Source organism: Phytohabitans kaempferiae (genome assembly GCF_042433955.1).
Classification (GTDB): Bacteria; Actinomycetota; Actinomycetes; order Mycobacteriales; family Micromonosporaceae; genus Phytohabitans; species Phytohabitans kaempferiae.
Window position 1 is genome coordinate 1 of the sequence record NZ_JBHLUH010000083.1, and the last position, 25,867, is coordinate 25,867.

22 protein-coding genes are annotated in these 25,867 nt (G+C 70.3%); 3 read left to right on the plus strand and 19 right to left on the minus strand.

What is annotated here, in order from left to right; translation table 11 throughout:
• Window positions 1–1,350 (minus strand): C40 family peptidase (locus ACFFIA_RS37850; protein WP_377260926.1); only part of this gene is annotated, 1,350 nt, incomplete at its 3' end.
• Window positions 1,351–1,628: 278 nt separating this feature from the next.
• Here ACFFIA_RS37850 and ACFFIA_RS37855 point away from each other — a divergent pair.
• Window positions 1,629–1,913 carry an HTTM domain-containing protein gene (locus ACFFIA_RS37855; RefSeq protein ID WP_377260928.1) on the plus strand — a complete coding sequence of 95 codons (285 nt, stop codon included), beginning with the start codon at window positions 1,629–1,631 and terminating at the stop codon, window positions 1,911–1,913.
• Between the two features lie 13 nt (window positions 1,914–1,926).
• Here the strand turns inward: ACFFIA_RS37855 and rph are convergent, their stop codons facing one another.
• Window positions 1,927–4,527 carry a rifamycin-inactivating phosphotransferase gene (gene rph, locus ACFFIA_RS37860; protein WP_377260930.1) on the minus strand — a complete coding sequence of 867 codons (2,601 nt, stop codon included), beginning with the start codon at window positions 4,525–4,527 and terminating at the stop codon, window positions 1,927–1,929.
• Window positions 4,528–4,989: 462 nt separating this feature from the next.
• Between rph and ACFFIA_RS37865 the strand changes: the two genes are divergently transcribed.
• The gene (locus ACFFIA_RS37865) at window positions 4,990–5,892 is read left to right on the plus strand and encodes a TIGR03619 family F420-dependent LLM class oxidoreductase (RefSeq protein WP_377260932.1); all 903 of its coding nucleotides are present in this window, start codon (window positions 4,990–4,992) and stop codon (window positions 5,890–5,892) included.
• 87 nt (window positions 5,893–5,979) lie between these two features.
• On the opposite strand, the gene ACFFIA_RS37870 is transcribed toward ACFFIA_RS37865, so the two are convergent.
• The 17 genes from ACFFIA_RS37870 to ACFFIA_RS37950 form a co-directional block, all read right to left on the minus strand.
• On the minus strand, window positions 5,980–6,819 hold the full coding sequence (locus ACFFIA_RS37870) for an SDR family oxidoreductase (protein WP_377260936.1): 840 nt from the start codon (window positions 6,817–6,819) through the stop codon (window positions 5,980–5,982).
• A 119-nt stretch (window positions 6,820–6,938) separates the two neighbouring features.
• Window positions 6,939–7,682, minus strand: coding sequence for a FadR/GntR family transcriptional regulator (locus ACFFIA_RS37875; protein WP_377260938.1), 744 nt, complete (start codon window positions 7,680–7,682; stop codon window positions 6,939–6,941).
• A 103-nt stretch (window positions 7,683–7,785) separates the two neighbouring features.
• Entirely contained in the window at window positions 7,786–8,532 is a 747-nt protein-coding gene (locus tag ACFFIA_RS37880) for an enoyl-CoA hydratase/isomerase family protein (RefSeq protein ID WP_377260940.1), read from the minus strand.
• Window positions 8,533–8,561: 29 nt separating this feature from the next.
• Window positions 8,562–9,446 (minus strand): enoyl-CoA hydratase/isomerase family protein, encoded by an 885-nt coding sequence (locus ACFFIA_RS37885; RefSeq protein ID WP_377260943.1) that lies wholly within the window; start codon window positions 9,444–9,446, stop codon window positions 8,562–8,564.
• Entirely contained in the window at window positions 9,443–10,624 is a 1,182-nt protein-coding gene (locus tag ACFFIA_RS37890) for an acyl-CoA dehydrogenase family protein (protein WP_377260945.1), read from the minus strand. Before ACFFIA_RS37890 ends, ACFFIA_RS37885 begins: the two co-directional genes overlap by 4 nt.
• Complete coding sequence (locus tag ACFFIA_RS37895) at window positions 10,614–12,296, minus strand: class I adenylate-forming enzyme family protein (protein ID WP_377260948.1); 1,683 nt, start codon at window positions 12,294–12,296, stop codon at window positions 10,614–10,616. Before ACFFIA_RS37895 ends, ACFFIA_RS37890 begins: the two co-directional genes overlap by 11 nt.
• A 37-nt stretch (window positions 12,297–12,333) precedes the next feature.
• The gene (locus ACFFIA_RS37900) at window positions 12,334–13,179 is read right to left on the minus strand and encodes an enoyl-CoA hydratase/isomerase family protein (RefSeq protein WP_377260951.1); all 846 of its coding nucleotides are present in this window, start codon (window positions 13,177–13,179) and stop codon (window positions 12,334–12,336) included.
• Between the two features lie 76 nt (window positions 13,180–13,255).
• Complete coding sequence (locus ACFFIA_RS37905; RefSeq protein WP_377260954.1) at window positions 13,256–14,539, minus strand: acyl-CoA dehydrogenase family protein; 1,284 nt, start codon at window positions 14,537–14,539, stop codon at window positions 13,256–13,258.
• A 29-nt stretch (window positions 14,540–14,568) separates the two neighbouring features.
• Window positions 14,569–16,080 (minus strand): class I adenylate-forming enzyme family protein, encoded by a 1,512-nt coding sequence (locus tag ACFFIA_RS37910; protein WP_377260956.1) that lies wholly within the window; start codon window positions 16,078–16,080, stop codon window positions 14,569–14,571.
• The gene (locus tag ACFFIA_RS37915) at window positions 16,077–17,141 is read right to left on the minus strand and encodes an acyl-CoA dehydrogenase family protein (RefSeq protein WP_377260958.1); all 1,065 of its coding nucleotides are present in this window, start codon (window positions 17,139–17,141) and stop codon (window positions 16,077–16,079) included. Before ACFFIA_RS37915 ends, ACFFIA_RS37910 begins: the two co-directional genes overlap by 4 nt.
• Window positions 17,138–18,265, minus strand: coding sequence for an acyl-CoA dehydrogenase family protein (locus ACFFIA_RS37920; protein ID WP_377260960.1), 1,128 nt, complete (start codon window positions 18,263–18,265; stop codon window positions 17,138–17,140). Before ACFFIA_RS37920 ends, ACFFIA_RS37915 begins: the two co-directional genes overlap by 4 nt.
• 94 nt (window positions 18,266–18,359) lie before the next feature.
• Window positions 18,360–19,457 (minus strand): MBL fold metallo-hydrolase, encoded by a 1,098-nt coding sequence (locus ACFFIA_RS37925; protein ID WP_377260963.1) that lies wholly within the window; start codon window positions 19,455–19,457, stop codon window positions 18,360–18,362.
• Window positions 19,454–20,872 (minus strand): MmgE/PrpD family protein, encoded by a 1,419-nt coding sequence (locus ACFFIA_RS37930; protein ID WP_377260966.1) that lies wholly within the window; start codon window positions 20,870–20,872, stop codon window positions 19,454–19,456. Before ACFFIA_RS37930 ends, ACFFIA_RS37925 begins: the two co-directional genes overlap by 4 nt.
• A 36-nt stretch (window positions 20,873–20,908) precedes the next feature.
• Complete coding sequence (locus ACFFIA_RS37935) at window positions 20,909–21,715, minus strand: ABC transporter permease (RefSeq protein WP_377260969.1); 807 nt, start codon at window positions 21,713–21,715, stop codon at window positions 20,909–20,911.
• Between the two features lie 8 nt (window positions 21,716–21,723).
• Complete coding sequence (locus ACFFIA_RS37940; protein ID WP_377260971.1) at window positions 21,724–22,638, minus strand: ABC transporter permease; 915 nt, start codon at window positions 22,636–22,638, stop codon at window positions 21,724–21,726.
• Window positions 22,631–23,842 carry an ABC transporter ATP-binding protein gene (locus ACFFIA_RS37945; protein WP_377261013.1) on the minus strand — a complete coding sequence of 404 codons (1,212 nt, stop codon included), beginning with the start codon at window positions 23,840–23,842 and terminating at the stop codon, window positions 22,631–22,633. The genes ACFFIA_RS37940 and ACFFIA_RS37945 overlap by 8 nt, the downstream gene beginning before the upstream one ends.
• Window positions 23,843–23,844: 2 nt before the next feature.
• The gene (locus ACFFIA_RS37950) at window positions 23,845–25,017 is read right to left on the minus strand and encodes an extracellular solute-binding protein (RefSeq protein WP_377260974.1); all 1,173 of its coding nucleotides are present in this window, start codon (window positions 25,015–25,017) and stop codon (window positions 23,845–23,847) included.
• 420 nt (window positions 25,018–25,437) lie between these two features.
• Here ACFFIA_RS37950 and ACFFIA_RS37955 point away from each other — a divergent pair, with 420 nt between their 5' ends.
• Window positions 25,438–25,854, plus strand: coding sequence for an acyl-CoA dehydrogenase family protein (locus tag ACFFIA_RS37955; RefSeq protein WP_377260977.1), 417 nt, complete (start codon window positions 25,438–25,440; stop codon window positions 25,852–25,854).
• The last annotated feature ends 13 nt before the right edge of the window (window positions 25,855–25,867 follow it).

The following is a 25,867-nucleotide window of genomic DNA, read 5'->3' on the forward strand; positions in this document are numbered from 1 at the left end:
AATCCGCTGCACATTGCCGGTGGTCCACCCCGTGCCGATCCGCACGCCGTTGCCCGGGGCCAGAAGCTGATCCTCGGCCAAGGTGCCGGTCGAACGCCACGCCCGCAACTCACCATCGGCAAACTGACCGACGATGTCATCCTTGCCGTCACCGGTGAAGTCACCGACAAGGATCCGCCGCACATTGCCGACCGTCCAACCAGTACCGATCCGCACCCCACTGCCCGGCGCGAAGAGCTTGTCTTCGGTCAGGTCACCCGTCGAACGCCAGGCGCGCAACTCACCATCGGCGAACTGACCGACGATGTCATCCCGACCGTCACCAGTGAAGTCACCCACCACGATGCGCTGCACATTGCCGGCACTCCAACCCGTGCCGACACGCACTCCGCTGGCGGGGGCGAGAAGCTGGTCCTCGGCCAGCGTGCCGGTGGACCGCCACGCCCGCAACTCACCATCGGCGAACTGACCGACGACGTCATCCCGACCGTCACCAGTGAAGTCACCCACCACGATGCGCTGCACATTGCCGGTGGTCCAACCGGTGCCGATACGGACCCCGCTGCCGGGCGCCAGCAACTGGTCCTGAGTCAGATCCCCCGTCGACCGCCACGCCCGCAGCTCACCACTGCCGTACTGAGCCACGACATCGCTGCGCGCGTCACCGGTGAAGTCGCCCAACCGGGCCACCGAAACCTGCGGATCCGGCTTGGGCTCTTCGAGGATGTTGTCGTAGCGGATCGGCGTGTAGAGCCCGGCGTAGTCCGCGGACCAGGTGCGCTGGATGGTGTCCCGGCTGCCGGTCTGCTCCATCACGACCGGCTCGGTGCGCGCGGAGTTGGCCCACTCGACAAACAGCGCCACGTGGTTCTCGCTCGGGTCGCCGGTGTGCCGCAGGAGCGCGTCGCCCGGCTTCAGGCTGGAGCGGGCGATCTGGGAAGCCCGGTTCATCAGGTTGCCGGTCCAGAACGCGCTGCCCGAGCCGCCGAGGCCCCACGCCATGGCGACGAACCCGGAGCAGTCCGTGCGGTAGTCGCCGTACGAGTTGCGATAGCACCGCACCTGGCTGTACGGGATGCCGACGCTGACCCAACTCCGCGCACGGTTGATCACCTGCGCGCGGGTCAGGTCCTTGTCGGATCCATTGCTCGCGCACGGAACAGGTGTGGTACTCACGGCGAAGGTCCGTGGCATCTCGCGCGACGCCAGACCGGGGTACTCGGCCAGCGGCGGGTCTCCCGGCGTCGCGGCCGTGGTGGCCGTCGCGGCAGCCACCGCCGGTGTCACCGCGAGCGGGCCGACGAGCAGAGCTAGCGGCACGATCACCACCGCGGCCAGTCTTCGCAGCATCCTTCGCATTCCCATTCCTCCGTGGGTTCGCGGGCGAAGCTCGTCGGTTTCCTCACGCGAGCCCTACGTCGCCCGTGTTCGAGACCGGCAGACCCTGTCACGGCACGCTTGAAGCCGAATTGCAGCGGATTGAAATCCGCTGCTCCCCGCGTACGGCAGGCGCGCATACCAGCCAACGAGAAGCGGCGAGGCCGCACAGACCTGACGAGACCTGACAGCCCAGGTCGGCCCGCTTCACCCGGTCGTCACCGCCCGCCCTCCTGCGCCCGCTGGCCGATGTGGTCACCAGTTCCGCGGTGGGGGTGACGCTGTTCACCTGGTCGGTGCTGGTGCTGGAGTTCGCCCTGGCCCTGGCCCGGCTGTTGCCTCCCGGGTTGCGCCGCGTACTGCTCGTCGCCGGGCTGGCGTTCCATGTCGGTATCGCGGTCGTCCTGGAGCTGGTCACGTTCGGCTTCGCGATGAGCGGGGCGCTGCTGCTCTACCTGTTGCCCGTGGGACAACAGGTCAGGCTGCCGGCGATCGCGGTGGCACGGATACGCGGTGCCCGTCGGGCACGTCGGTAGGCTGAGTAGTGGGTCAGGGCAGGATCTCGATGTACCCGTCGGTCCCGTGCACGCGGATCCGCTGGCCGTCGGGGATCAGCCGGGTAGCGTCCACCACGCCGACGACGGCCGGCAAGCCGTACTCCCGTGCGATCACCGCGCCGTGGGTCATCAATCCTCCGACCTCCGTCACCAAGCCTGCGACGGCGACGAACAGGGGCGTCCAGCTGGGGTCCGTGTGGGCCGTGACGAGGATGTCGCCCGGTTCGAGATCGGCCTGTGCCATGTCCAGGATGACGCGGGCCCGCCCTTCGACGGTCCCGGCGGAGACCGGTAGGCCGATCAGCGCGCCGGTCGGCACGTCGTCGCGCCGGTACGCCCCGGCGATGACCTCGCCGTCGGACGTGAGCACCCGGGGCGGCGTGAGCGCCTCGTACGACCTGAAGGCGTCCTTACGCTGGTCGACGAGCTGGTAGTCCACCTGGTTCGTGCGCACGACGTCGTGCAGTTCCTCGAACCTGAGGTAGAAGATGTCCTCCTTGTCACGAAGGACGTGGCCCCGCACGAGGCGCTCGGCCTCCTTGAGCAAGGCCTGCTTGTAGACGAAGTAGCGGCTGACCATGCCGTACTTCGGATGCTCCCGGTAACCGCTGAAGGTCCGGACCCGGTCGATCATCCGCTTGGCCTCGTCGGCTTTGTGCTCCCCGTCCGGCAGCGCCCGCAAGCGCTCCAGTACCTCCTGTTCCTTCTTCCGCGCCTCCCGCCGCCCTTGCTCGAAGCGGCGCTTGCCGGCCCCCGGCTCGAAGTTTCTGATGTTGCCGAGGATCAGGGGCACGAGCGTGGTGGGGCGTTCACTCCAACGCGGCCTCGTGATGTCGATCTCGCCCACGCAGCGCATGCCGTACAGGTCGAGGAACGCCTGGATGGCGTCCCGCGCTTCGGGCCCGCCCTCGAGCTTGGCCAGCTCGTCCAGGAAGCCGTCGTCCTCGACGTCGTGCAGGAAGGCCACCACCTCCGGATGCGGGCGGATCACGTCGGCGACGTCCAGCAGCGCCAGCCCCATCTCGGCCGTGACGTTGTGGGGGACGGACTGCGTGAGCGTGTCGGCGGCGTTCCTCTCGCCCAGCCACGCGTGCAGCTGATCGTTGAGCCACCACGTGGCCTCCATCGCCGCCACGATCACCTGAAGGCCCCGCGGATCGAACTGGACCCGCCTCAGCTCCTGGATGTCCGCCAGGATGTAGTCGAGCAGAGCCGGTCCGGACCTGGGCAGGATGTCGCGCCGCACGGCGGCTATGGAGGCCTGGCTGCGCTCGATCAGCTCGGTGACGATGGCCGGATCGGTCTCGATCGGGGCGGACGCGCCGCTGCCCGGCGGCGTCCAGGCGGGGCCCTCGTCCGGGACCGACCGGATGAAGTCTTCGCGATCGAGGACACTCCGCAGTGCGTCCCCGATCAGCGGATCGGACTTGCCCAGCGCCTCCGCGAGGCCGGCACGGCTCGCCGGCGCGGCCAGGATCGGGGTGACGTCGACGAACAGCCGCCCGCCCGCCTCGGCCATCGGCCGGGGCGTCGTCATCTGCCAGAAGGACAGCCCGAGGGGCTTCATGGCGTCGGTCATCATCTGCTGGTGACCGACGGAAACGTAGACGTGGTTGTCGCCGTCGTCGACCGCCGGGATGGGAAAGAGGGTGGTGATCGGCCGGCTCTGGACGATCTGGAAGTCATCGTCGACCAGGCACCATTCGATGTCCTGGGGGCGGCCGAAGTGCTCCTCTATCCGCCGGCCGAGCTGCGCCAGCCGCAGGACCTGAGCATCGGTCAGCGCGGGCTGCTCCTGCCGCTCCTCGGCGATCGGCACGTCCCGCGTCCCACCGGCCGGCGCGGCGTGGATGGCGAACTGCTTGGTGGCGACCGCCTTGGCGACCACCTCGCCGTCGCGCACCTTGAAGACGTCCGCGTTTACCCGGCCGGAGACCAGTGCCTCGCCGAGACCGAAGCTGGCCTCCACCGAGGCGACCCTCCGGTTGGACGTGACGGGGTCGGCCGTGAACAGGATGCCGGCCGCCTGCGGGAAGACCATCCGCTGCACGACCACGGCCATGTGGACCTTCCGGTGGTCGATGCCGTTGCGCTGACGGTAGGTCACGGCCCGCTCGGTGAACACTGATCCCCAGCACCGGCTGACGTGCCGCAGGATCGCGGCCGGGCCCACCACGTTCAGGTAGGTGTCCTGCTGGCCGGCGAAGGAGGCCGTCGGCAGGTCCTCCGCCGTCGCGCTGGATCGCACGGCGTAGGCGGCGTGCTCGCCGAGCGGGGCGAGGGCGCCGATGATCGCCGCCGCGAGATCGTCAGGGATGGCGACCTCTTCGATCTCCCGGCGGATCTCCGCGCTGAACGTGCGGATCGCCTCCCGGTCATCCGGGCTCAGGCGCGACAGCTGATCAAGCCGCTCGTCCATCGACGGCACGTCCACCAGGATCCGCCGGAAGGCCGCCGTCGTCACGCAGAAGCCAGCCGGCACGTGGATGCCTTCGATCCGCGACAGTCCCCCGAGGTGCGCCCCTTTGCCACCGACGACCGCGACCCGCATCTCGTCGACCTCGTCGAGACCCAACACATACTGCTCGATCACTGCGATACCTCCGAGGCAGCCGTAATCCGTTGTACTGCACTGGCCGGTCGATTCACCGACGTTTCGCGTTCTGTCGAATTTCCGGTCCGGCACGTCCTCATCTCATTGCCCCTGCGAGTCGCCCCACGGCGAGACATCTCCGCCCCCGTTTCCGCAGGTTGTGGCCTCGGCCGACGATTCTGCGGCACGGCGGGGGTCTTGCCGCAAGACCCCCGCCCTGCTATAGGTTGAAGATGGAGGGGGCATTCGCTCCCCCTTTTCGTCGGCCCGGCCGCTGTGGATTGAAACCCTTCCTCGCGAAGCGCTGACGCGCCGAGTCCGGCCATGCACGCCGATGCGACGCACCGGGCAGGGAGAGTGGCAGCGCCAGGTCGGTGTGGACGGTGTGCGGGGCCGGGGCGAGACACCGACCGCCGGGAGCACTCCAGCCAATTTAGGATACTCTTCTTCTATAGTGGCTGAATGCTGGTTGGTGTATCTACGCCGGTGGTCGCATTCGCGCGGGGACGCTCGGCGGAGTGGGAACGCCACGCCGGTATCGACGAGGTGGCCGCTGTCGCCGTTCACGCCGACCGTCTGGGCTACCACCACCTGACGTGCGGCGAGCATGTCGCTGTCCCTCGCGGTGCCACCACGTGGAGCGGCGCCGAGCGTGGCACCACGTACTGGGATCCGCTGGCCACCTTCGGCTTCCTGGCCGCCCGCACGAGTCGGATCAGGCTGGCGACCAACGTGCTCGTCCTCGGCTACCACCATCCACTGGCGCTGGCGAAGCGGTACGGCACGTTGGACCGGGTCAGCGGTGGGCGGGTGATCCTGGGGGTCGGCATCGGGACGCTACGTGCGGAGTTCGACCTCCTGGGCGCTCCGTTCGCTGGCCGGGGTCGCCGGGCGGACGACGCGATTCGCGCGCTTCGGGTCGCGTTGTCGACACCGGAACCGGCCTACGCCGGTGACTACTACAGCTTCAGCGGCTTGATCCTGGATCCGGCTCCGCTCCAGAAGCGGATCCCGCTGTGGGTCGGCGGTTCGAGCCTCGCCGCCGTACGACGGGCGGTCGCCTTCGCGGATGGTTGGACGGTCGCGCTGGGGGTCGGCCTGGACCGCCTCCGCGCGTTGCTGGGGGCGGTGGACCCGCCGCCGGGGTTCGAGGTGGTCGTCCGGCCCGAATCGCCACTCGACCCGATCGCCGAACCGCAGCGGACACTGGACCAGGTCGGCGCGCTCGGCGAGGCTGGCGCGACCATGATCACCGCCGTGGTCGAGCACGGGTCGCTCCCCCACTACCTCGACCAGCTCGGCAGTCTCGCCGAGCTGGTCGGGCTCGATCCCGCCCCGGCCGTACAGGTCAACGGAGGCGGCTGATCCGGCGTAGCGCGCCGCGGGTGGCGTGCGGGGCCTGGCATCGGGCAAGGAGGCGCCGGCTCCGGTCTCGGCGAGAGCACCGGACCGTCACGGCAGGGGTGCGGAGTCGACGAAGAGGTCCAGCTCCAACTGGCCATTCGGACTCACCGCGAACGACGAGAAATCTTCGAAGCCGGCGGACGCGAGCAACTCGTCGTCGATGACGCTCCGCCCGGTGAACTCCCGGCTGTCCCGGCTCAGGATCTCGTACGCGGCCTCGGCGACGATCGCAGGTGTGCGGGAGCGGGCCAGCGCCTCCTCACCACCGAGCAGATTGGCGACGGCCGCGGTCCCGATGAGGGTGTGCGGCCACAGGCAGTTGGCCGCCACGCCGGCCGATCGCAGCTCCTCGGCGACGCCCAGCGTGAACAGCGTCATCGCGTACTTGGTGACCGTGTACGGGATGTGCGCTCCAAGCCAGCGCTCGCTGAGGTTCAGCGGCGGGCTCATGGTCAGGATGTGTCCATTGCTCGACCTGCGCAGGTGAGGCAGGCAGTGCTGGGTCAGGACGGCGGTGCCGCGAATGTTGATGGACGTCATCAGGTCGAGGCTCTTCAGCGACACGTCCGAAGCACCGCGCAGGTTGATGGCGCTGGCGTTGTTGACGCAGATGTCGATGCCGCCGAACTCCGCGACGGTGGCGGCCACCACCTCGGCGACCTGTTCCGCGTCCCGTGCGTCGGCGACCATCGGCAGGACCCGCCCTCCGGCCTGACGGATCTCCTCCGCGGCGGTGTACACGGTGCCGGGCAGCGTCGGGTGGGGCGTCCCGGTCTTGCCGAACAGGGCCACGTTGGCTCCGTCCCGGGCCGCGCGCGTGGCGATCGCCAACCCGATCCCCCGGCTGCCACCGGAAATGAGCATGGTGCGTCCGCTGAGTGTGCGCATTCTCGTACCTCACTGATCCGTTCTCACACCGCCCGCCTGGGCGTGTCAGGGCTGGGCGCCTTGGACGACAGTCCACTATGGCGCTGGAGCGACGGCCCAAGGCCAGCCGCTACGTCGCGTCAGCGCAGCCAGTCCGTCATGGTGTGCAGGTGCTTGCGCATGTGCTCGCGGGCGGCCGCGGCGTCACGCCTGATGATGGCTTCCGCGATGCGCTCGTGCGCCCGCGCGATACCCTCCGCCACGCGTGCGCTCGGTTCCGGCGACGTTTCCTGGTCGACCGCGATCGAGTGGAACGACGTCAACGTGCGCAGGACGTCGACGAACAACTCCAACGCCTTGTTTCCGGTCAGCTGGCAGATCACCTTGTGGAAGTCGTTGGAGCGGATGAACTCCAGCGGCGCGTCGGTCAGCGCGGGAGGCCGCACGGCCGCCCGGAGCCGCTCGACCTGCTCCGCACTGAGCCGCGCGGTCGCGAGCGCCTCGACGGCGTGCAGCTCCAGGGCGGCGCGGGTCTCGGAGAGCTGGGCCGGCGCTACCTGCTCATGCTCCAGGAACAACGCGGTCGCGGCGGTCACCGCGCGGGCGTCCGGCTTGCTGACCACCATGCCGCCGTGCGGGCCGCGCTTCATGGTGGCGACCGAGTGGTGCTCCATGATCCGCACGGCCTCACGGAACACCGCCCGGCTCACGCCGTATCGCGCGATCAGCTCGGGCTCGGAGCCGAAGATGGCGCCCGCGGGCTGTCCCTCGGCAATGATGTCCCGCCCGATGCGGAAGGCCAGCGTCTCGGCGAGCTTTCGTGAGTCCGGCACCCAATCGGCCCGCGCGCGATCGATGTATCCGCCCGATGCTTGCTCAGCCATTGGTCGTCCTCGTCTCTGTCGGGTGGTAGCCCGCCGGTAACAGAGATTGTCGCAAGAACGCTCGTTGTGAGGCTCACCTGGGGAGTATGCCGGCGAGTGTCGTTCATGCCGCGCCGAGAATTTCCCGGGCCCGCACGCCGAACTGCTCCGAGCAGATCAACTCGGCCTGCCGGCGAGCGCATTCGTCCAGGTAACTCTGGGGCGGCCAGCGTACGCTTCGATGCAGCGCGACGTAGCCGCGCAGCGCCTGCTCCGGCACCTCGGCGAGTTCCTGGGCGCGGGCCCTCGCGGCGGCGATGGCCTCACCTGGGGCTGCCTCGGCCAGACCCAGGGCGGCGGCCTGGCTGCTGTCCAGCCGTTCCTGACTGGCCAGGAGTGTCCAGGGCAGAGTGTCCCCGTGCTGGGCGAGAAAGAATCCACCACCGCCGGCCGCGATCAGTCCGGCGCGCCCCCAGCCCTGCCGCAGCCAGCCGCGCTCACCGACGAACCGCATGTCGCAGGCGAGCGCGAGGTCCATGCCAAGGCCCACCGCCGCGCCGTCGACCGCGGCGATCGTCGGCACCGGGCAGTCCCGCAAAGCCCGTACGACCGCCTGGATCTTGCCGTATACGATCGTGGCGATCTGCTCGGGGACGCCGCCGCGCCCGATCTCGGCGAAGGTACGCAGGTCGCCGCCGGAGCAGAAGGCTCCATTTCCGGTCAGCAGCACGGCGCTGACCGCACATTTGCCGGCCTCGACCAGCGCCTCCGCCAGTCGCACCGCATCCGGCGGCGCCAGCGCGTTCCGCTTCTCCGGCCAGTCCAGGGTCACCTGCGCCCATGGCCCCTCGACCGTCATTTCCACACCCATGCCAGATGGCTCCTCGTGTCACAAAGGCTCTACTTGAATCCCAGGTCTTCCCAGCGCTGGTAGACGGCGGCCAGCGCCTCGCGCGGCGAGCCCGCGCGCTCCCGTTCGCGGAACAGGTTCACCTCGTCGTCGCGCCACACCAGGTTGGTGAAGAGCGGATGGGCGACGCTGGCGAAGTTTCGCCATTGTGCGAAGCCCTGCGTGTTCCAGAACATCTTCATCGCCTGCCGGCCGATCATGAGGCCGTCGGTGGAGTGCGCGGCGACCGCACGGGCGTACCGCAGCGCCTCGTCCATCAGGTCCTCGCGCGGTACGACCGAGCTGATCAGTCCCCACTGGCGCAGCTCCTCGGCGGTCGCCGTACGGCCGGTGACGAGCAGCTCGTAGCCCCGGTTGATGCCCAGCCGGGCCAGGAGTACGGGCAGCCCCATGTCCAAGCCGGCCAATCCGATCCGGCTCTGCGGTCGGCCGAAGTACGCGTCCGAGCTGGCGATCACCAGATCGCAGAAGAGGGCGAGCCGGAACCCGAGCCCGATCGCCGCGCCCTGGCAGGCCGCGATGACGGTCTTGTCTCCCAGCAGCAGTTCGTCCGCCCAGATGCTCTCGATCTCGTTGATGCCCTGTATCCGTGTGGACTGGGGCGGGCGGCGGCCGGACTGTTTGGTGCGGGCGTCCATCGGGGTGTGGCTGATGTCCTCACCGCCGCAGAAGTTCTTGCCCGCACCGGCGAGGATCACCACCTTGATCTCGTCGTCCGCCTGCGCCTCCCGCAGATGCTTGGCGATCAGCCGGTTCATTCCCGGGGAGGCGATGACGTTGGCCTTTTCCGGGCGGTTGAGTTTGAGCACCGCGATGTGCGGTTCCGGACGTTCGAGCAGCACCAGCTGTTCGTCGTCGTGCTCCACGTCGGTCACGTCGATTGCCTCCTTAGCGAATCGTTGCCCGCGAGCGCCGGACCAGGTACGCGTACTCCGATCTGGTCCGCGAGGAACTCCACGTGGGCCGCGGGCGAGCCCAGTGACAGCTGGGACGCCTTCGCCCGGCGCAGGTAGAGGTGTGCGTCGTGCTCCCAGGTGAAGCCGATGCCGCCATGCACCTGGAGGCAGGAGCGGGCGATCCGCAGGAATGCCTCCGATGCCTTGACCTTCGCCATGCTCGCCGCGGCCGGCAGCGCCGGGTCTGACTCCCCGGCCAGGTACCGGGCGTGGTACACGACGCTGCGGGCCTCCTCCAGCGCGATGAGCATGTCCGCGCAGAGGTGCTTGACGGCCTGAAACGAGCCGATCGGACGCCCGAACTGCACGCGCGTACGGGCGTACTCCACGCTCATGTCCAGGCAGCGCGATGCCGCGCCGACCTGTTCGGCGGCGAGCAGCACGGTCGCGGTGGCGAGTGCGCGGGAGAGGCCGCGGACCACCGCGTCTCCGCCGGCGACCCGGACCGCCGGGGCGTCCTGAAGGCGTACCTCGGCGACGGGCCGGGTCAGGTCCAACGTGGTCAGTCGGCGTCGGGTCACCCCGTCCGCGTCCCCCGGTGTCAGGTAGAGGCCGGGCCCGTCCTCCTCCTCGGCCAGGACCAGCAGGACGTCCGCCTCCGCCGCACCGGTGACCGCCCCGGCGTGGCCGGAAAGGCGAGGCGTCCCACCGAGCGCCCGGGCCCGCGCCGCCGGTGCGGCCTGGTAGGGCGTCCCCGTCCCGCCCAGGACCAGTGCCGCCGTCGTCGTTCCGGCGGCGATTCCCCGCACCACGTCGGGACAGGCTCCCAGCCCGTCCACCTCGACCAGCGCGGTGCCGACGAACCCGACCGTGGGCAGCAGGGCGGGCAGGGCAAGGTGCTCCCCCGCCGCCTCGAACACGGCCGCCATCTCCACCGCTCCCAGGCCAGCGCCGCCGTACTCCGCGGGCAGGGCGATCCCCGGCAGGCCGAGCGCCGCAGCCCGGCGCCAGACCGCCGGGTCGTACGAGCCCGACTCGATCCGCTCTCGGACCGCTGACACCGGCTCCTCCTGGGCGACGAACTCGCGGACGGTCTGTGCTATCGCCCGCTGCTCCTCGTCCAGGACCAGCACGCTGGCGGTCGTGTCAGCTCGCATCCCGCTCCTCCTCCAGCATCGCCGCCCACCGCGGATCGTCACCGGTCGCGACGATTCGCCGTACGGCGAGACCGCGGGCGTGTCGAAGGTCGACCTTGTGCGTGGCCGTGAAGCGGAAGTCGTGCTCGTCCAGCAGCACCACCCTCCGGGGCACCTTGTATCTCGCCAGCCGGGCGCGCAGGAAGTCCAGCACCTCGCCTTCGGTGACCGACGGGTCGGCCGGTGTGCAGCACAGCACCAGCACCTGGCCGTGGCCCGGGTGCGGCAGCGCCACCACCGCCGAGCGGACGATCCGGTGCCAGCCGGTGAGGGCGCTCTCGACCTCCGCCGGCGACAGGTTCGCGCCGCCGGACCGGATCACGGAGTCCATGCGGCCGCTGAAGTACAAGCGCCCGCCGTGGTCGAGCCGTCCCAGGTCTCCGGTCGGAAAGTAGCCGTCGGCGTCGAGCGCGTCGGGCATCCCGTCGTAGCCGCGCATGAGGGTCACACCGCCCACGCAGATCCGGCCGACCTGGTCGGTACCGGCGACCGCGCCCGTTGCCGGGTCGACGATGCGCAGCGCGGCGCCGGGCAGCACGGTGCCTTCCGAGCCCCGCAAGGTGGCCGGTTCCACCTCGGCCGGAAACGAGGTGATCAGCGTAAATGTCTCGGAGAGTCCGTATCCTCCGGGATTCCACTCGTGCGTCAGGCGCAACGCGGCGCGCAGGGGGCTGCGTCGGTGCACGCGGCGCAGCGACGACAGGTCGCGCTGGGCGAAGCCCGCAACGTTGATCATCCGCTGGTCCAGATGGGGTGGAGCGATCAGCGTCGTGGCGCGCTCCCGTTCGATCAGGTCGAGCGCGCCCTCGGCGGTGAACCGCGGCATGGTCAGCAGGCAGCCGCCGCTGGAGAGCGCGGAACCGAGCGACTTGACCAGGCCCGAGGACCAGAACAGCGGGGACATGCTCAACAGCCGCTCGCCCGGACGCATGGCGAGCAGGTCGGCCCACCGGTAACTCTGGATGCACGCCGAGCGGTGCCGGTGCACGACGGCCTTGGGCGTCGCTGTCGTCCCCGACGTGTAGAGGATCACCGCGTCGTCGTCCTGGCCCACCGGCACCTCTTGGCTGGGCCGCGGACCCGGCGACGGCGGCCGGGCGTGCGTGCCCGTCTCGGCCACGGTCAGCAGGGACCGCAGGTGCGGATACCGGGAATCGGCGGCCGCCTGCCAGCCCTCCGCGCGGCTGTCCGGCCCACCGGTCCGCAGGTCGCGTGCCAGTGCCCGCACCGGTTCGGCCGCGTCGACGGTGCGTACGACAAGCGCCGCCGCCCGGCTCCGCGCGAGCAGAGACTCCAGCTCCGGCCCCGCCGAAAAGGTGTTCATCAGGACCGCCACGGCGCCGGCCCGCGCCACGCCGAAGAGCGCCACCGGGAAGTCCACACCGTTGGGCACGAGAACGCCGACGCGGTCGCCCGGCCGGATGCCGATCGCTCCCAGTTGCGCGGCCAGGACCGCGGAGCGGTCGAGCAACTGTCCGAACGTGATCCGGCGACCGGGCTCCACCACCGCGTCGGCGGCGCCGTATCGAGCGGCGGCCTCGGCGAGCAACCCGGGCAGGGTCAGCGGCCTTCCGGCCACGACCGGGTCGGACTCGATCGGCGGACCGAAGGCCACCGCCTCGTTATCCGTCATGTGCCCTCATCCTCATGTTCATGCCGCGACCACCGTCCTAATGGGACAGAACGTCTACCGACCCGGCCGGGGACGGCGCCCAGGACGGCTGGCGTTTCTCCATGAACGCCTTCGGTCCCTCCTTGCTGTCCGGATGGCCCCAGTGCTCGCGCACCAGTTCCCAGCCGGCCTGCAGCCCGGCCAGCGGCGGAAGGCCGAGTGACCGCCAGATGGCGAGCTTGCTGGCCCGGACGGCGGCCGGGGAGTTCGCCGCGATGGCGTGTGCCACCTGAAGGGCGCGCTCGCGCAGCCGGTCTTGCGGCACCACCTCGTGGACGAGCGAGATGGCCAGCGCCTCGGTCGCGGAGAGTCGCAACGCCCGTCCCATCACCGCCAGCCGCAGTGCGTTGCCGGCGCCGATCCGCTGTGCCAGCAGGATCGGCTCCAACGCGGCCACCTGGCCGACGGACACGTGCGTGTCGGTGAACGTGGCCCGGTCGGCGGCGATGACCACATCGCCATCGGCGACGAAGTGCAGGCCGGCGCCCGCGCACACGCCGTTGACCGCGACGACCACGGGAAGGAGGCTGCCGTTGCGCAGCGCGGTGACCTTGCCCGCGTCCCGGACATCGGTCGCTGCGGCGCTGTCCTGTCTCACACCGCCACGCCGCGCGTTCTCCGCCAGGTCCATTCCCGTGCAGAACGCCCGCTCCCCCGCGCCGGTCACCACGACCGCCCGGCACTCCGGGTCCTCGGACAGCTCCCGCCAGACCCGCTGGAGCCGGTGGTGCAGGTCCTCACCGAGTGCGTTCATCCGATGTGGACGGTTCAGCGTGAGGATCACGACGGCGCCGTCGCGCTCGACGATCAGTTCCTCAGCGCTGTCGGATGCCGTGGATGTCATGGCCGCTCCCTGTTCTCTCGGCGGTACTGTCGGCGGTACGCGGCGGAGTCCACGCGCCAGCCGGCCGCGGCGGCGCTCATGGCCCTGACCTTCGGACGCGGTTCCAGGGGACGTCACGATCGGCCGACGGCTCCCGGGGCAGCCCGAGCACGCGCTCACCGATCACGTTGCGGGTGATCTGGCTGGTGCCTCCGGCGATCGAGCGGGCTTGTACGCGCAGGTACGACCACGCCGTGTTGGCTCGCCAACGGTCGTCGTCGGCCCAGGCCACCGCATCCGTTCCGTCCAGGTCGAGGGCGAGGTCCTGCAGCGCCTGGCTATGGGCGGTGCGGAGCATCTTCGTCACCGCGCCGTCGACCCGTGCGGTGCCGTCGCCGGCCCGCGCCTGGCGCGAGCGTTCGATCGTGAGCCGCAGCGCCTCCTCGTCGATCCACGCGCGGGCCAGCCGGTGCCGCGACTGCGGGTCGACGGATTCGCCGTACCGGCGGATCAGCTCGGCCACCGAGCGACCGGCGATCACGCCAGGCAGCACGCCGGCGCCGGAGTCGGAGACCCGTTCGTGGGCCAGGACGCGGCGGGCGATGCTCCAGCCCTCGCCCAGCCCGCCGAGCCGGTCGCCGTCCGGCACCTCGACCTCGTCCAGGAACACTTCGTTGAACTCCGCGTCACCCGTGATCTGCCGCAGCGGCCGGACCGTGACTCCCGGCGAAGACATGGGTACGCAGAACACCGAGATGCCGGCGTGCTTGGGCACCTCCGGGTCGGTGCGGGCGAGCAGAAGCCCCATCGAGGCCAGGTGCCCCAGGCTGGTCCAGACCTTCTGCCCGCTCACCACCCAGCCGTCGCCGCGGCGCTCGGCCCTGGTGGCCAGCGAGGCGAGGTCCGACCCGGCTCCCGGCTCGCTGAACAACTGGCACCAGATCTGCTGTTGGCTGGCGATCCCGGGCAGGTACCGGTGCCGCTGTTCCTCACTCCCCCAGCGCAGCAGCGCCGGTGCGACCATGTTGAGGCCGATCGGGTTGCGCGATCGGGGCGTCTTGTAGTCGCGCAACGCCGCCCCGATGGTGCCGGCCTGCTCGGCGCCCATGCCGAGGCCGCCGTACGCCACCGGCCAGGTCGGCACGGCCAGGCCGCAAGCGGCCATGGCGGCCCACCACCGGGCCTCGTCGAGCCCGGCTCGGGCCGCGCGCAGCCGTTCCTGCTCGCCGGCGTGCACGGCGGCGACCCAGGCCGCCGGAAGCTCGGCCTCCAGCCAGTCACGCACCGCGCGGCGCAGGTCCCCCAAGCTTTCGGCGGCCAGGAACCGGGCACGTGCGTCAGTGGGCGGAACCCCACGCTCCGCCCCTGACGGCGATGGCATGTCGCCCGCTCCGCCCCCCTCACGCGCGGTCACGGCCGCCGCCCCGCCGGTCCAGCGGGTACCCGGAGAAGTTCAGCCGCGGCGAGCCGGTCCACCTTGCCACGAGGTGTCAGCGGCACCTCGTCGATGGCGCGGAACTCCCTCGGCACCTTGTAGTGGGCCAGTGTCCCGCGCAGCCGGTGGACCAGCTCCGCCTCGGCCGACCGGTCCGCCCAGACGACCCCGGCCACCGGTACCTCGCCGAGCCGGTCGTCCGGGCGGGCCACCACCACCACGTCCCGGACCAGCCCGGTGGCGCGGATCGCCTGTTCCACGTCCGACGGGAAGACGTTGAAGCCGCCGACGATCAGCATGTCGCTGATCCGCCCGGTGACGAAGAGGAAGCCGTCGGCGTCCATCCGGCCGACGTCACCGGTGCGCACCCATCTACCGTCCGGCCCGCCGCGGCGTACGACTATCTCGCCGTCATCCCCGGTCCGCGCCGGCGTGCCGGTCTCCCCGTTGATCCGCACCTCCACGTCGGGCGCGGGACGGCCGACGGAGCCCGCCGGATGCCGCCCCTCCACGATGTCCCGGTACCGCACGTGGGCCACCGGACCCGCTTCGGTCGAGCCGTAGGTCTGCAGGATCGGTACTCCATAGCGCCTCTCGAACGCCTGCCGGACCTCGGCGGTGAGCGGGGCGGTGCCGGCCGTCACGTATCGCACACCGCTCAGGTCGATCTCCTTCTCGGTGGTGACCAGGGCGTGCAACATGGCCGGTACCAACTGGAGGGCATCCACCGGATAGCGGGCCAGCACGGCGGCGAACGCCTCGACGCTGAACTTCGGCACCAGCACCATGCGCCGCCCGACCCACAGCCGGAAGGCGAAGGCGTGGTAGGCGGCCACGTGCCCGAACGGGTAGAAGATGACGCCGGGCGGGACGCGCGGTGGCGCCGCGGTCGTCCGGAAACCGGGCCGGGACGGGTAGACGCTCGCCATCTGCCGGGCCGCCCCGGCGAGGTCGGCGTGCGTGTGCGGTACCAGCTTCGGTGTCCCCGTGGTGCCGGAGGTGCAGAAGACGCAGGCGACCCCGCCGGGATCGGGAGTGACGCGCGCGAGGTCCGGCTCGGGGCTGCCGGGGCCGGACGCGTACAGGTCCGGCCCGAGCAGTGCGACGGGTATCCCGACGTCGTCCGCGCGCACCTCCTCGTCGCCGGTGAGCAGCAGCGCCGGACCGGCCTCGCCGACGAGCGCGCGCAGCTCCGCGGGACGGAGCAGGGAGCCCAGCACGACGGCCTCGCAGCCGAGCATCCACACCGCGAAGGTCGCGATCGGCCAGTTCTCGTCGTTGCGCAGGTGCAGGCCGATCCGGTCACCTTGCCGCACGCCTGAGGCGCGCAGCCACGCCGCCAGGCGCCGCGACCGGTGCAGCGCCGTTCCGTAGGTCACCGGTTCGCCGGAGAGCGGGATGAGAAACTCGGCGTCCGGGTCGGCCTCGGCCCGGTGGAGGAAGGCGTCCAGCAGCGTGGGCGGCTCTGACTGTCCGGGGCTGGTCATAGATCCTCCTCACCGGGCGGATCGGTCGGTCCGGCGGCGAGCCGGCCGAGGGCGAGGTTCATGGCCCGCAGCAGATAGGCACGCTTCAGGTAGCGGTGTCCCACGAACTCCCACGTGTGTCCCATCGCGCCGTGGGTCTCCAGGCAGTCCTCCGCGTTGCGGGCCGCCGCGGCACCGGTCACCGACGCCGCGGCGCCGACCAGCGGGCTCAGTTCGGCGAGTTCCGCGTCGACGTGTGCCGCCGCGTAGAAGACCGCCGCCCGCGCCGCCCTTTCCCGCACGGCCATCTGCGCGCAGCGGTGCTTGACCGCCTGGAACGCCCCGATCGGTTTGCCGAACTGGGTACGCGTCTTGGCGTACTCCACGGCGACCTCCAGCATCCGCCCGCAGATGCCGACCGCCGACGAGGCGATGAGCAGGTGCGCCCAGAGCGTGAGCCGCCGCGCGGACTCGCCGGTGAGCAGGATCCGGGCGTGGTGGCCGGCGAACCGCGCCTCATGGACCGGGCAGCCGGGGTCCAGTGACTCCACCGCGGTGAACCGGACCGCGCCGTCACCGGGATCCGCCAGGTGGACCGCGTCGCGGGTGAACACCAGACAACCCCCGGCCGTGCCGGGCATCTGGTACACGCGGCTGACTCCGGTCAGGACCGCTCGCTGGCCGCCGTCGACCGGGACGGCCACCACCGAGGGAGCCGGTGCGAATCCAAGGCCACTCGCCGCCAGGAGCCCGGCCGGCGCCACGGCGTCGCCGGCGAGGGAGAGGGCGGCGGAGTACAGGCAGCTACCGAGGAAAGGACCGGGCGCGAGCCACCGTCCAAACTGTTCGAACAGGACCGTCAGCTCGGCCGGGCCGCCGCCCGACCCGCCACGAGCCTCGTCGAGCCCGATGCCCGGCCACCCCAGCTCGACCGCGAGCCGCCACAGGCGCTCGCCGGGACTCGCGTCGCCGGCCTCCACCTCGACGCAGAGGCCACCGGCCGATTGGCTCGTCAACACGTCGTGCGTCGCCTCAGCCAGTATGTGCAGGTCGGCGTCGACGGCCGGCTCCGTCGCGGTCATTTCGGCAGACCCAACAGTCGCTCCCCAATGATGTTGCGCTGGATGTCCAGCGTTCCGGCGGTCACCTTGCTGCGCAGCTCGTTGAGGTACTCCGTGGTCCAGCCGTTGACCGTCGACGCGTCCTCGCCAAGAATGTCCATCGCGAGCCGGGTGATCCGGATGACAAGTTCGGAGTGAAAAACCCGCAGCAGGGAGCCGTCCCCGTCCCGGGGCGAGGGCGCGGCGACGCTCAGATAGCACATGGCGCGCATGACGTGGGCGTCGCGCACGCAGGCTTCGATCCGCGACCGCAGCACGGGGTCGTCGTGAGCGCCGTTCTCCCGCGCGAACTCGCGCAACTCCTCGATGCGGCGCAGGGTACGGACCTGGCGGCCGAGCATGCCCGAGCCGCGCTCGAAGCCGAGCGTCGTCATGGCCACTCGCCAGCCCTCGTGCACCTCACCGACGACGTTGTCGATGGGCACCTCGACGTTGTCCAGGACCACCTCGCAGAACCGGGGATTTCCGGTGAGTGTCCTAATTGGCCGGACGTCGAGACCGGACGAGCGCATGTCCAGGATCAGCCAGGTGAGGCCACGGTGCCGCTCCGCCCGCCGGTCGGTGCGGACCAGAAGCTCGCAGTAGTCGGCCAGGTGTCCGTAGCTGGTCCAGATCTTCCGCCCGTTGACCACCACGCGGTCGGCGAGCACCTCGCCCGTCGTGCGGATGGCCGCCAGGTCGGATCCGGCCTCGGGCTCGCTGAAACCCTGGCACCAGAGCTGATCGCCGCGCAGGATCGGCTCGATGTGCCGAGCCTTCTGCTGCTCCGTCCCCCGGGCCAACAGCGTCGGGCCGGCGTGGTTGAGCGCGATGAACAGGCAGCCGACGTCCGGCGCGCCAGCCCGGGCCAACTCCTCTTGAAAGATCATCCGCTCTCTGACGGTGACTGGTCCCCCGCCGTACTCGCGGGGCCAGCCCAGCGCCCCGTAGCCCCCGTCCCAGAGTCTGCGTTGCCAGGCGCTGTCGTAGTCGCGTCGTTCCCTCGTGTAGAACTTCGGCGGCGGCGCGGTCGGCACGTTCACGGCGAGCCATTCCCGCAGTCGGTCGCGGAATTGAGCCTCTTCCGAACTCAGCGTGATCCGCATTCGAGGAAACTCCTGACAGGCGGCTGGTTGGCTCGACGCGGGTCGCGGACCGGCGGACCGCGCCGGAGGCCAACTCATACAAGAAAAGAGTATACTAAATAGGGGGCCTGTGCAACGCTTCCGCCCGCGGGACGGAAGGCTGCGACGATCCGGTGAGGAGATCCGCCGCCCGGTACCAACGCTGGCGGTCCTCGCCCACATACACCGTCTGACCGGCCTGTTCGAGGTGGACCAGGTGCGCGAGCGTCTCACCCAACGCCGCCCGTTTCGGTGCCCCGGTGAACGTCCGCCATGGACGCGACCAGGTCAGTTCAGCGGCCACCTCGTCACAGGTGGCTCCCGGCGCGGACGCCAGCACCGAGAGGATCTGCCGCAGGCGGCCCTCATGGTGCGCGACGATCTCGCTCACCCGGCCGGCCAGGTCCTCGAACCGGTACTCGTGCGCCGGCAGCACCTGGACGACGTCCCACGTAGGCAGGACCGACAGTGAGGTGAGGTAGTCGGTGAGCGGGCTGGCACGTTGGTGCGGATGGACCGAGATGTTGGGGCTGATGTGCGGCAGCACATGGTCTCCGGCGAAGAGGATCCCGCGCCGGTCGTCGACGAAGCACAGGTGCCCGGGCGAGTGGCCAGGGGTCCAGACCGCCCGCAGGCCACCGGGCAGGGTCTCCCCGTCCACGACGAGCCGGTCCGGAGGCAGGGGCCGGGCCCGCGACTGCCGCTCGCGCCAGGCGGCGAGCATCTCGGTACGCTCCGCGCGCCCCACGCCCATCTGGCGCAACAGCGCCTCGTTGCGCGCGGCGAACGCGTCGTTCGCGCCTCCCAGCGACATCAGCATCGCCGCGTCGGCCGGATGCAGAGCGACCGGCGCGCCGGATGCCTCGCGCAGCCGGTGTGCGAGCCCGTAGTGGTCGGGATGGAGATGGGTGACAAGGACCGCGCTCACGGCTTCGAGCTGGTGACCGGCGACGGCGAGTCCGTCGACCAGCGCCCGCCAAGCCTCGTCGGTGTTCCAGCCCGGGTCGATGACGACGACCCCGGGGCCGTCCACCACCGCGTAGGCGAGGACGTAGCGCAACGCCTCGTTCGGCAGCGGCACGGGGATGGACCAGACCCCGTCGCACACCGCCTCCACCTCCGGTAGCCGCTTCTGCGCCCACGCGGCCCGCTGGGCGCACGCCGGGTACGTCAACGCCGCGACCTCCTGCCCAGCGGCACGTCCGGTGTCTTCGTCCGCTCCGCCCGCCGCTCGCCGCGCAATGCCCGATCCAGCGCGGCCAGGTCGTCGAAGCGCCAGATGACATCGGCCAGCGCCTCGGCGTCCTCCGTGCCCAGAACCGGCGCGCACTGGCGGACGAACTTCGCGGTGAGCGCCTCGTCTGACATCGGATTGTCCGGCTCACCGACCGGGTTCTCGACGCGCTCGACGAACGTCCGTCCGTCCCGGGCCAGTACGGTGAGGATCGACGGGCGGCGGCTGGGAAACTGGCGGTCGCATTCCGCCGACCCCTCAACTCCGATCCGGTCCGCGAGGTCCAGGAGGCCCGGGTCCGCGCGCCGGTCGTCCCCAAACTGGGCCAGGCCGACCTCGCCATCCGCGAACGCGACCGCCACGTTGTACGGGATGCTCATCTGGGCGTTGAACGCGGTGTCCGGCTCGTGCGCGGGCCGGGCGGCGACCCGGGTCAGCGTGGCGACGGTGGCCTGTGCCACGTCGCCGGCGGTCAGGCCGTGCTCGTGACGCAGCCGCAGCGCGGCGTCGACCGGTCCGTGCGCGTCCCGGCAACCCGGATACGGCTTGACGTACGTCCGGGTCATGCGCCACACCTCGCCGAGGTCGTCGACGAGTGCGGACGGGTCCCACGACCCACGGGCGAAGGTCGCGAAGTAGCCGTAGCGGCCCTCCAGCACGTCCGCCGGCCCGCTGATCCCGCGCGCGGCCAACTCGGCACAGGTCAAGCCGTCCCGCGCCGCGCGTCCGGCATGCATGCGCTTGATCCCGTCACCACCGTGCAGGAACTGCATCAGGCCGCCGGCATGCGACCCGGCCAGCCCCAGCGCGTACGCGGTCCGGCGCGCGTCGAGTCCAAGTAGGACACTGACACCGGCCGCCGCGCCGAACACGCCCGCCGCGCACGTGTTGTGAAAGCCGTACTCGCGGATCGCCGGATGGCCGGCGGCGGCCACGCGGCAGGTCACCTCGACCGCCACCGCGGCGGCGAGCAACGTCCGGTCCGGGCCGACCCGGTGGCGCTGGGCGGCGGCCAGGACCGCCGGCAGCGTCGGCGAGCTCGGATGTACACCCCCAGGGGTGTATCCATCGTCCAGGTCCTGACTGTGCGCCGCCGCCGCGTTGGCGTACGCCGCTCCGGGCGCGGACAGGCCAGCGGCGCCGACGACCACCGCCTCGTCGCCGGCGTAGACCTCGCCCAGGTACGCACGCAACGCGCGTGACTCCCCCGTCGCCGCGCCCGGCACCGCGGCGCCCAGGTGGTCCAGGAAGAGCCGCCGGGACTGGTGCGGCACGTACGGCGGCAAATCATCGGTCCGTTGCTGGCAGATCCACTCGGCCAGGCGCGCGGTCGCGCCCGTCTCAGTCTCGGCCACGTCCATTTCCTTCCATGTCGAAGCGGGTCGCCTGGCTCAGCTGTGCCCGCCCCGTCCGCCGAATGCCCGGTCCAAGCCGACCCAACGTTCGATGGCCCAGAGTGCGCCGAACCCGAAGACCAGGAGGATCGAGCTGACCGCGTTGATCAGCGGCGTCGCGCTCTGCTCGATGAAGGTGTAGAGCTTCACGGGCAGCGTGGTCGTGTCCACACTGGACAGGAAAAGGCTCATCGACACCTCGTCGAAGGACATGATGAACGAGAACACCAGCGCCCCGAACAGACCCGATCGGAGGATCGGCAGCGTCACCGTGCGCAACACGTCCGGATAGCTCGCCCCGAGGGTCATCGCCGCCCGTTCGAGATTGACGTCGAACCGGGCCAGCGACGCGGTCACCATCCGGATGGCGAACGGCGCCGTGACAAGCACATGACCCAGCAGCAGTGTCGCGAACGACATCGGAAGCTTCAAGGCGCTGAACAACTGGAGCAGCCCGAGCCCCAGTACCAGGTGCGGCAGGGACAGCGGCGCCATGAAGAACGTCTCCAGTGCCGATCGGCCGGGGAACTCGTACCGGTTCACCGCGAACGCCACCATGGCGCCGAGGATGGTGGCGAGCAGGGCGGTGACGACACCAAGCCGCAGTGAGAGCCAGAGCGCGCTCATCAGACCGGGGTCGGCGAACGCCGCCTCGTACCAGCGCAGGCTCACGCCGTCCGGCGGAAACCGCGGATAGCCGCCCGCCGTGAACGAACTCACGATCACCACGAACGCGGGCGACAGCAGGAACAGCACTACCAGGGCGAGCCACGCTTTCGTGCCGAGGCCCGATCGTTCGGTCATCACCGCTCCTAATAGAACACGCCGGCCGTGCTGGACCCGGTCTGGTAGCGGCGTCCGAGGCGAAGGTTGAGGTAGGTGGCGAGAAGCGCCACGGTCACCAGCAGCACCGATATGGCGCTGGACAATGGCTGGTTGAAGTCCGACTGCAGCGCATTCACCGCTTGGAACGCGACCACGGTGTTCTGGTATCCGCCGAGGATGCTGGGCGTCGCGTAGGTGCCGGCGCTCATGGCGAAGACCAACAGGACGCCGCCGACGATCCCGGGCATCGCCAGCGGGATGTCGATCGTCCTGGTGACCGTCCAGGACGACGCGCCGAGGCTACGCGCCGCCCGCCTCGTCTCCGGGTCCACCGCCTGCAGCGCGGACATGACCGACAGCACCATGAACGGTATGAACACGCTCACCAAGCCGATGACGATGGCTGTTTCGGTGAAGAGCAGGTTGCCCTCACGGCGCAGCACCATCCGCCCCAACCAGTCACCGAACGGGCCGGGGCCGAGGATGGTCCACCAGCCGAAGGTGCGCGAGAGCAGGCTCATCAGCAGCGGTGAGAGGACGCAGATCAGGACGATGCCGCGGGTCCTCGCGCCCAGCCGGAGGATCGCCGACGCGGTCGGATAGCCGATCAGGAGGCAGGCGAGTGTGGTGAACAGCGTCACCCGGAAGGTCCGGGCGATCACCTCCCACGCTCCCGGTGCGGCGAAGAAGTCGCGGTACTGGCTGAGGACCGGGAAGGCCGCGTTTCCGAGCATGTCCGGCGTCTGCCTGAAGCTCTCCACGACGACCATGCCGAAGGGCAGCAGGAACGCCACCGCGTAGAGCGACAGCAGCGGCAGCACCAGCAGGTACGGCCGGTGCCGGCGCGAGCCCGCCGGTGCCCGCCTCGGTGCCGGCGGCCGAGCCGTGGTCAGGCTAGCCATCGGCCGCCCCGTTGCCGGAGGGCGTGCCGCCGGTCCGGAAGATGCGGGTATCCGCCCTGCTCCAGGTCAGCGTGTACTCCGTCCCGACGCGCAACGGTCGAGCCGACCCGGACGGGAAGGCGAGCCGGCAGGAGCCGGCGAAGGTGAGCTTCGCGGCGGAGCCGAGGAACACCTGGGACTCGAGCCGCCCCAGCCACGAGTTCCCCTCCGCCCTGCCGGGCTCACCGTCCTCCAGGATCGTGATCCGCTCCGGCCGCACGAGCGCTTCCGCCGGTGCGCCAGGGGTGAGTTCCCCCGCCGGATCGGCTCCCGACAGCATCGAGTCGCCGACCCGCAGGGTGGCCGTGCCGGCGCCGGCCTCGACCACCACTCCGGGTATCGCGACCGTGTCGCCGATGAAGGTGGCTACGAAGCGGTCCGTCGGGTTGCTGTACAACTCGCGAGGCGGAGCGAGCTGGCGGACAAGGCCACCGTCCATCACCGCGATCGCGTCGGCCACCGCGAGCGCCTCCTCCTGGTCGTGCGTCACCAGGACGGCCGTCACCTGCTCGGCGTCCACCAAGGCTCGGATCTCCTCGCGCATGCCGACCCGCAGCTTGGCGTCCAAAGCGGACAGTGGCTCGTCCAGCAGCAGGACGTCGGGTCGGATGACCAACGCCCGGGCGAGCGCGACCCGTTGTTGCTGGCCGCCGGATAGCTCACCGGGCAACCGTTGCGCGTGGTCGCCGAGCCCCACCATGTCGAGCTTCTGGCGCACGCGGGTGTGCAACTCGTCCCGGGGCACGCGCCGCCGCCGCAGACCGTAGGCCACATTCTCGTAGGCGGACATGTGCGGGAAGAGCGCGTGTCGCTGGAACACCATCCCCACCTGCCGGCGTTGCACCGGCAGGTCGGTGATGTCCCGGCCGTTGAGCCGCACTCGGCCGGCGTCCGGCCGGACGAATCCGGCGATCATGTTGAGCGTGGTGGTCTTGCCGCAGCCGGACGGCCCGAGCAACACCAGGATCTCGCCTCTGCGGACCGACATCGAAACGCCGTCGACCGCGGTGACAGATCGGTAGTTCTTGCGCAGTCCTTCCAGGACCAGGTACTCGATGTCCTCCTGGACGGCGGCCTGTTGGCGAGCGCCGGACGTGAGGCCACGCGCGCCACTCGCCATCATGGCGATGCCGCCCGGCCTGCGCGACGCGTCCCGACGGAGCATGTTCACGCGCCCACCAGCTTGCCCCACGCCGCCTTCCACGCGGCCGAACTGGCTACCATCGTTTCCTCGTCGAACTTCACGACCTTCTTCAGGTCCTCAGGGGTGAGCAGCTGTCCCTGAAGCTCGGCACTTGGTGGGACCTCGGTCGTGGCGTTGATCCTGGTGTTCGTCTGCAACTGTTCCTGGCCCTCCGGCGAAACGGCCCAGTTGAGAAACGCCTGCGCCGCGTTGGGGTGCGGGCCATTCTTGATCGCCGACCAGGGCAACGGGATCCCGGCCAGCTCGCTCGGCACGACCCACTCGACGGGCATCCCCTGTTTGCGCATGTCGTTGACGCGCGTGGCCCCGTCCAGGCCGATCCAGACCTGGCCGGAGGCGACCAGTTGGCCCATCTGGGCCGGAGTATGCGGGAACTGGTAGAACCAGTCCTTCCCCTTGGCGAGCAGTTCCTCGATGGCGGGCGTCGGATCAGCCGTGGAGCCGGCCAGTCGCTGCGAGCGCATCGCCAGGTAAGCCTTGGTGTATCCGTTGTCCACGTCGGGAATCGCCACATGCCCGCGCAGCTTCTCGTCGATGAACAGGTCCTGATAGTCGCTGGGCGGCGCGAGCCCGGCGGCCGCGTACTTCTCCTTGTTGTAGAAGAGCACCGGCACGTTCAGCAGCGGGGTGACGGCGGCGTCGCCAGGTACCCGGGCCCACTCCGGCACGCGGTTCAGGTTGGTCACCACGTCCTTGTCGACCGCGGCCCACAGGCCCTGTGCCTGACCGGCGAAGTAGGTTTCCATCGTGCCCAGCAGGATGTCTGCCTGCGGGTTGGCCTTCTGGCCGACAATCTTGGCCAGGTTCGCGGTGGTGACCCCTTCCACGTACTGGATTCGCACGCCGCTGGAGTCCGCGAACTGGCGGAACGCCTTCTGGTAGTTGGCGCCCAGGTCTCCCCCGGGCCCCATGATGACCAATCTGTCTTCCAACTCGCCGGCGCCCGGGGCTGGATCGGGATCCGACCCGCCGCAGCCAGTGCCGGCCACGACCGTCAGCGCCGCGACGACAGCCAGCCCGGTCAACCTCAACGCGTATCGTCTGTCCATCTGGGAACCGTCCCAACATTGTGAAAGCGATACCGGCAAAGCGCACCAAAACGCACGCTCATGACCGCGCGTCAGCGCGGCGCTCAACAGTCACGGGGAGTGCGGACCATAACCCGCCGTCCGCCGGCCCGGTTGGCCGGCAGGGCAGTTTTAGTATACTCAACTCCGAGGTTACAGCAAGATGTCACCGCTGGTCAGAGCAAGATGCGCGCATGGCCTTGCCAGCCGACAAGATTTGAGTACACTCAACTCCCCGCCCGCCGACTCGCGTCGTTTCCGCGCGCGGACGACCTCCGACCGTTCGATGAGAACGTCTCGGCCCGCCGTGCCGTGTCGGGGTGCGGAATCGAACGTGACGTGTCGCGCGGGCAAGCGCGCCGCCTTCTGACGAGGCGATCGGAGAGCCGGTCGTCCGAATGTGGTGGGAGGTGGGAGCAGTGGCCAGTGTGGACACACGGTGCGCCCTCGGTGACAGGCACACCGGGTCGGCCGGCACGGGCCTCACCGGTGGCGAGGGCGTCGGCGCAGCGATCAGGGATCGGCGACCAGCTGCGCCAGTCGGGCGCCGGCCACACGCAGATCCGCCGCCGGATCCGCGCCTGGCCCGTCCGGGGATACCTCGATAACGGTCATTGGCGCTGGATCGAGTCGTTAGCGCCCCACGACGGCGGCGACCGGCACGCCGTGCAGCCGTGCGCGTTCGATGGCGTCGGGGAGGCCGGGATGGCCAAGTACCTCGCGTCCGGGTACTGCCGCGATGTGGTCGAGGGTGCCTTCCGCATCCACGGCGGCTACGGCTTCTCGAAGGAGTACGAGATCGAGCGACTCCACCGGGAGGCACCGATGTTGCTGATCGGTGAGGGCACCGCGGATATCCAGCGCATGATCATCGGCTGCCGGATTCTCGAGACCTACCGCCTGTGAGTGCCCGTGTGCG

Bases quoted from the DNA above. Each gene is read 5' to 3' on its own strand.
- ACFFIA_RS37940 (WP_377260971.1), bottom strand. From the start codon at position 22,638: ATGGCTAGCCTGACCACGGCTCGGCCGCCGGCACCGAGGCGGGCACCG.
- ACFFIA_RS37875 (WP_377260938.1), bottom strand. From the start codon at position 7,682: ATGGCTGAGCAAGCATCGGGCGGATACATCGATCGCGCGCGGGCCGAT.
- ACFFIA_RS37890 (WP_377260945.1), bottom strand. From the start codon at position 10,624: ATGCGAGCTGACACGACCGCCAGCGTGCTGGTCCTGGACGAGGAGCAG.
- ACFFIA_RS37870 (WP_377260936.1), bottom strand. From the start codon at position 6,819: ATGCGCACACTCAGCGGACGCACCATGCTCATTTCCGGTGGCAGCCGG.
- ACFFIA_RS37865 (WP_377260932.1), top strand. From the start codon at position 4,990: ATGCTGGTTGGTGTATCTACGCCGGTGGTCGCATTCGCGCGGGGACGC.
- ACFFIA_RS37945 (WP_377261013.1), bottom strand. From the start codon at position 23,842: ATGCTCCGTCGGGACGCGTCGCGCAGGCCGGGCGGCATCGCCATGATG.
- ACFFIA_RS37880 (WP_377260940.1), bottom strand. From the start codon at position 8,532: ATGGGTGTGGAAATGACGGTCGAGGGGCCATGGGCGCAGGTGACCCTG.
- ACFFIA_RS37910 (WP_377260956.1), bottom strand. From the start codon at position 16,080: ATGACCAGCCCCGGACAGTCAGAGCCGCCCACGCTGCTGGACGCCTTC.
- ACFFIA_RS37895 (WP_377260948.1), bottom strand. From the start codon at position 12,296: ATGACGGATAACGAGGCGGTGGCCTTCGGTCCGCCGATCGAGTCCGAC.
- ACFFIA_RS37935 (WP_377260969.1), bottom strand. From the start codon at position 21,715: ATGACCGAACGATCGGGCCTCGGCACGAAAGCGTGGCTCGCCCTGGTA.
- ACFFIA_RS37920 (WP_377260960.1), bottom strand. From the start codon at position 18,265: ATGCGGATCACGCTGAGTTCGGAAGAGGCTCAATTCCGCGACCGACTG.
- ACFFIA_RS37915 (WP_377260958.1), bottom strand. From the start codon at position 17,141: ATGACCGCGACGGAGCCGGCCGTCGACGCCGACCTGCACATACTGGCT.
- ACFFIA_RS37905 (WP_377260954.1), bottom strand. From the start codon at position 14,539: ATGCCATCGCCGTCAGGGGCGGAGCGTGGGGTTCCGCCCACTGACGCA.
- ACFFIA_RS37900 (WP_377260951.1), bottom strand. From the start codon at position 13,179: ATGACATCCACGGCATCCGACAGCGCTGAGGAACTGATCGTCGAGCGC.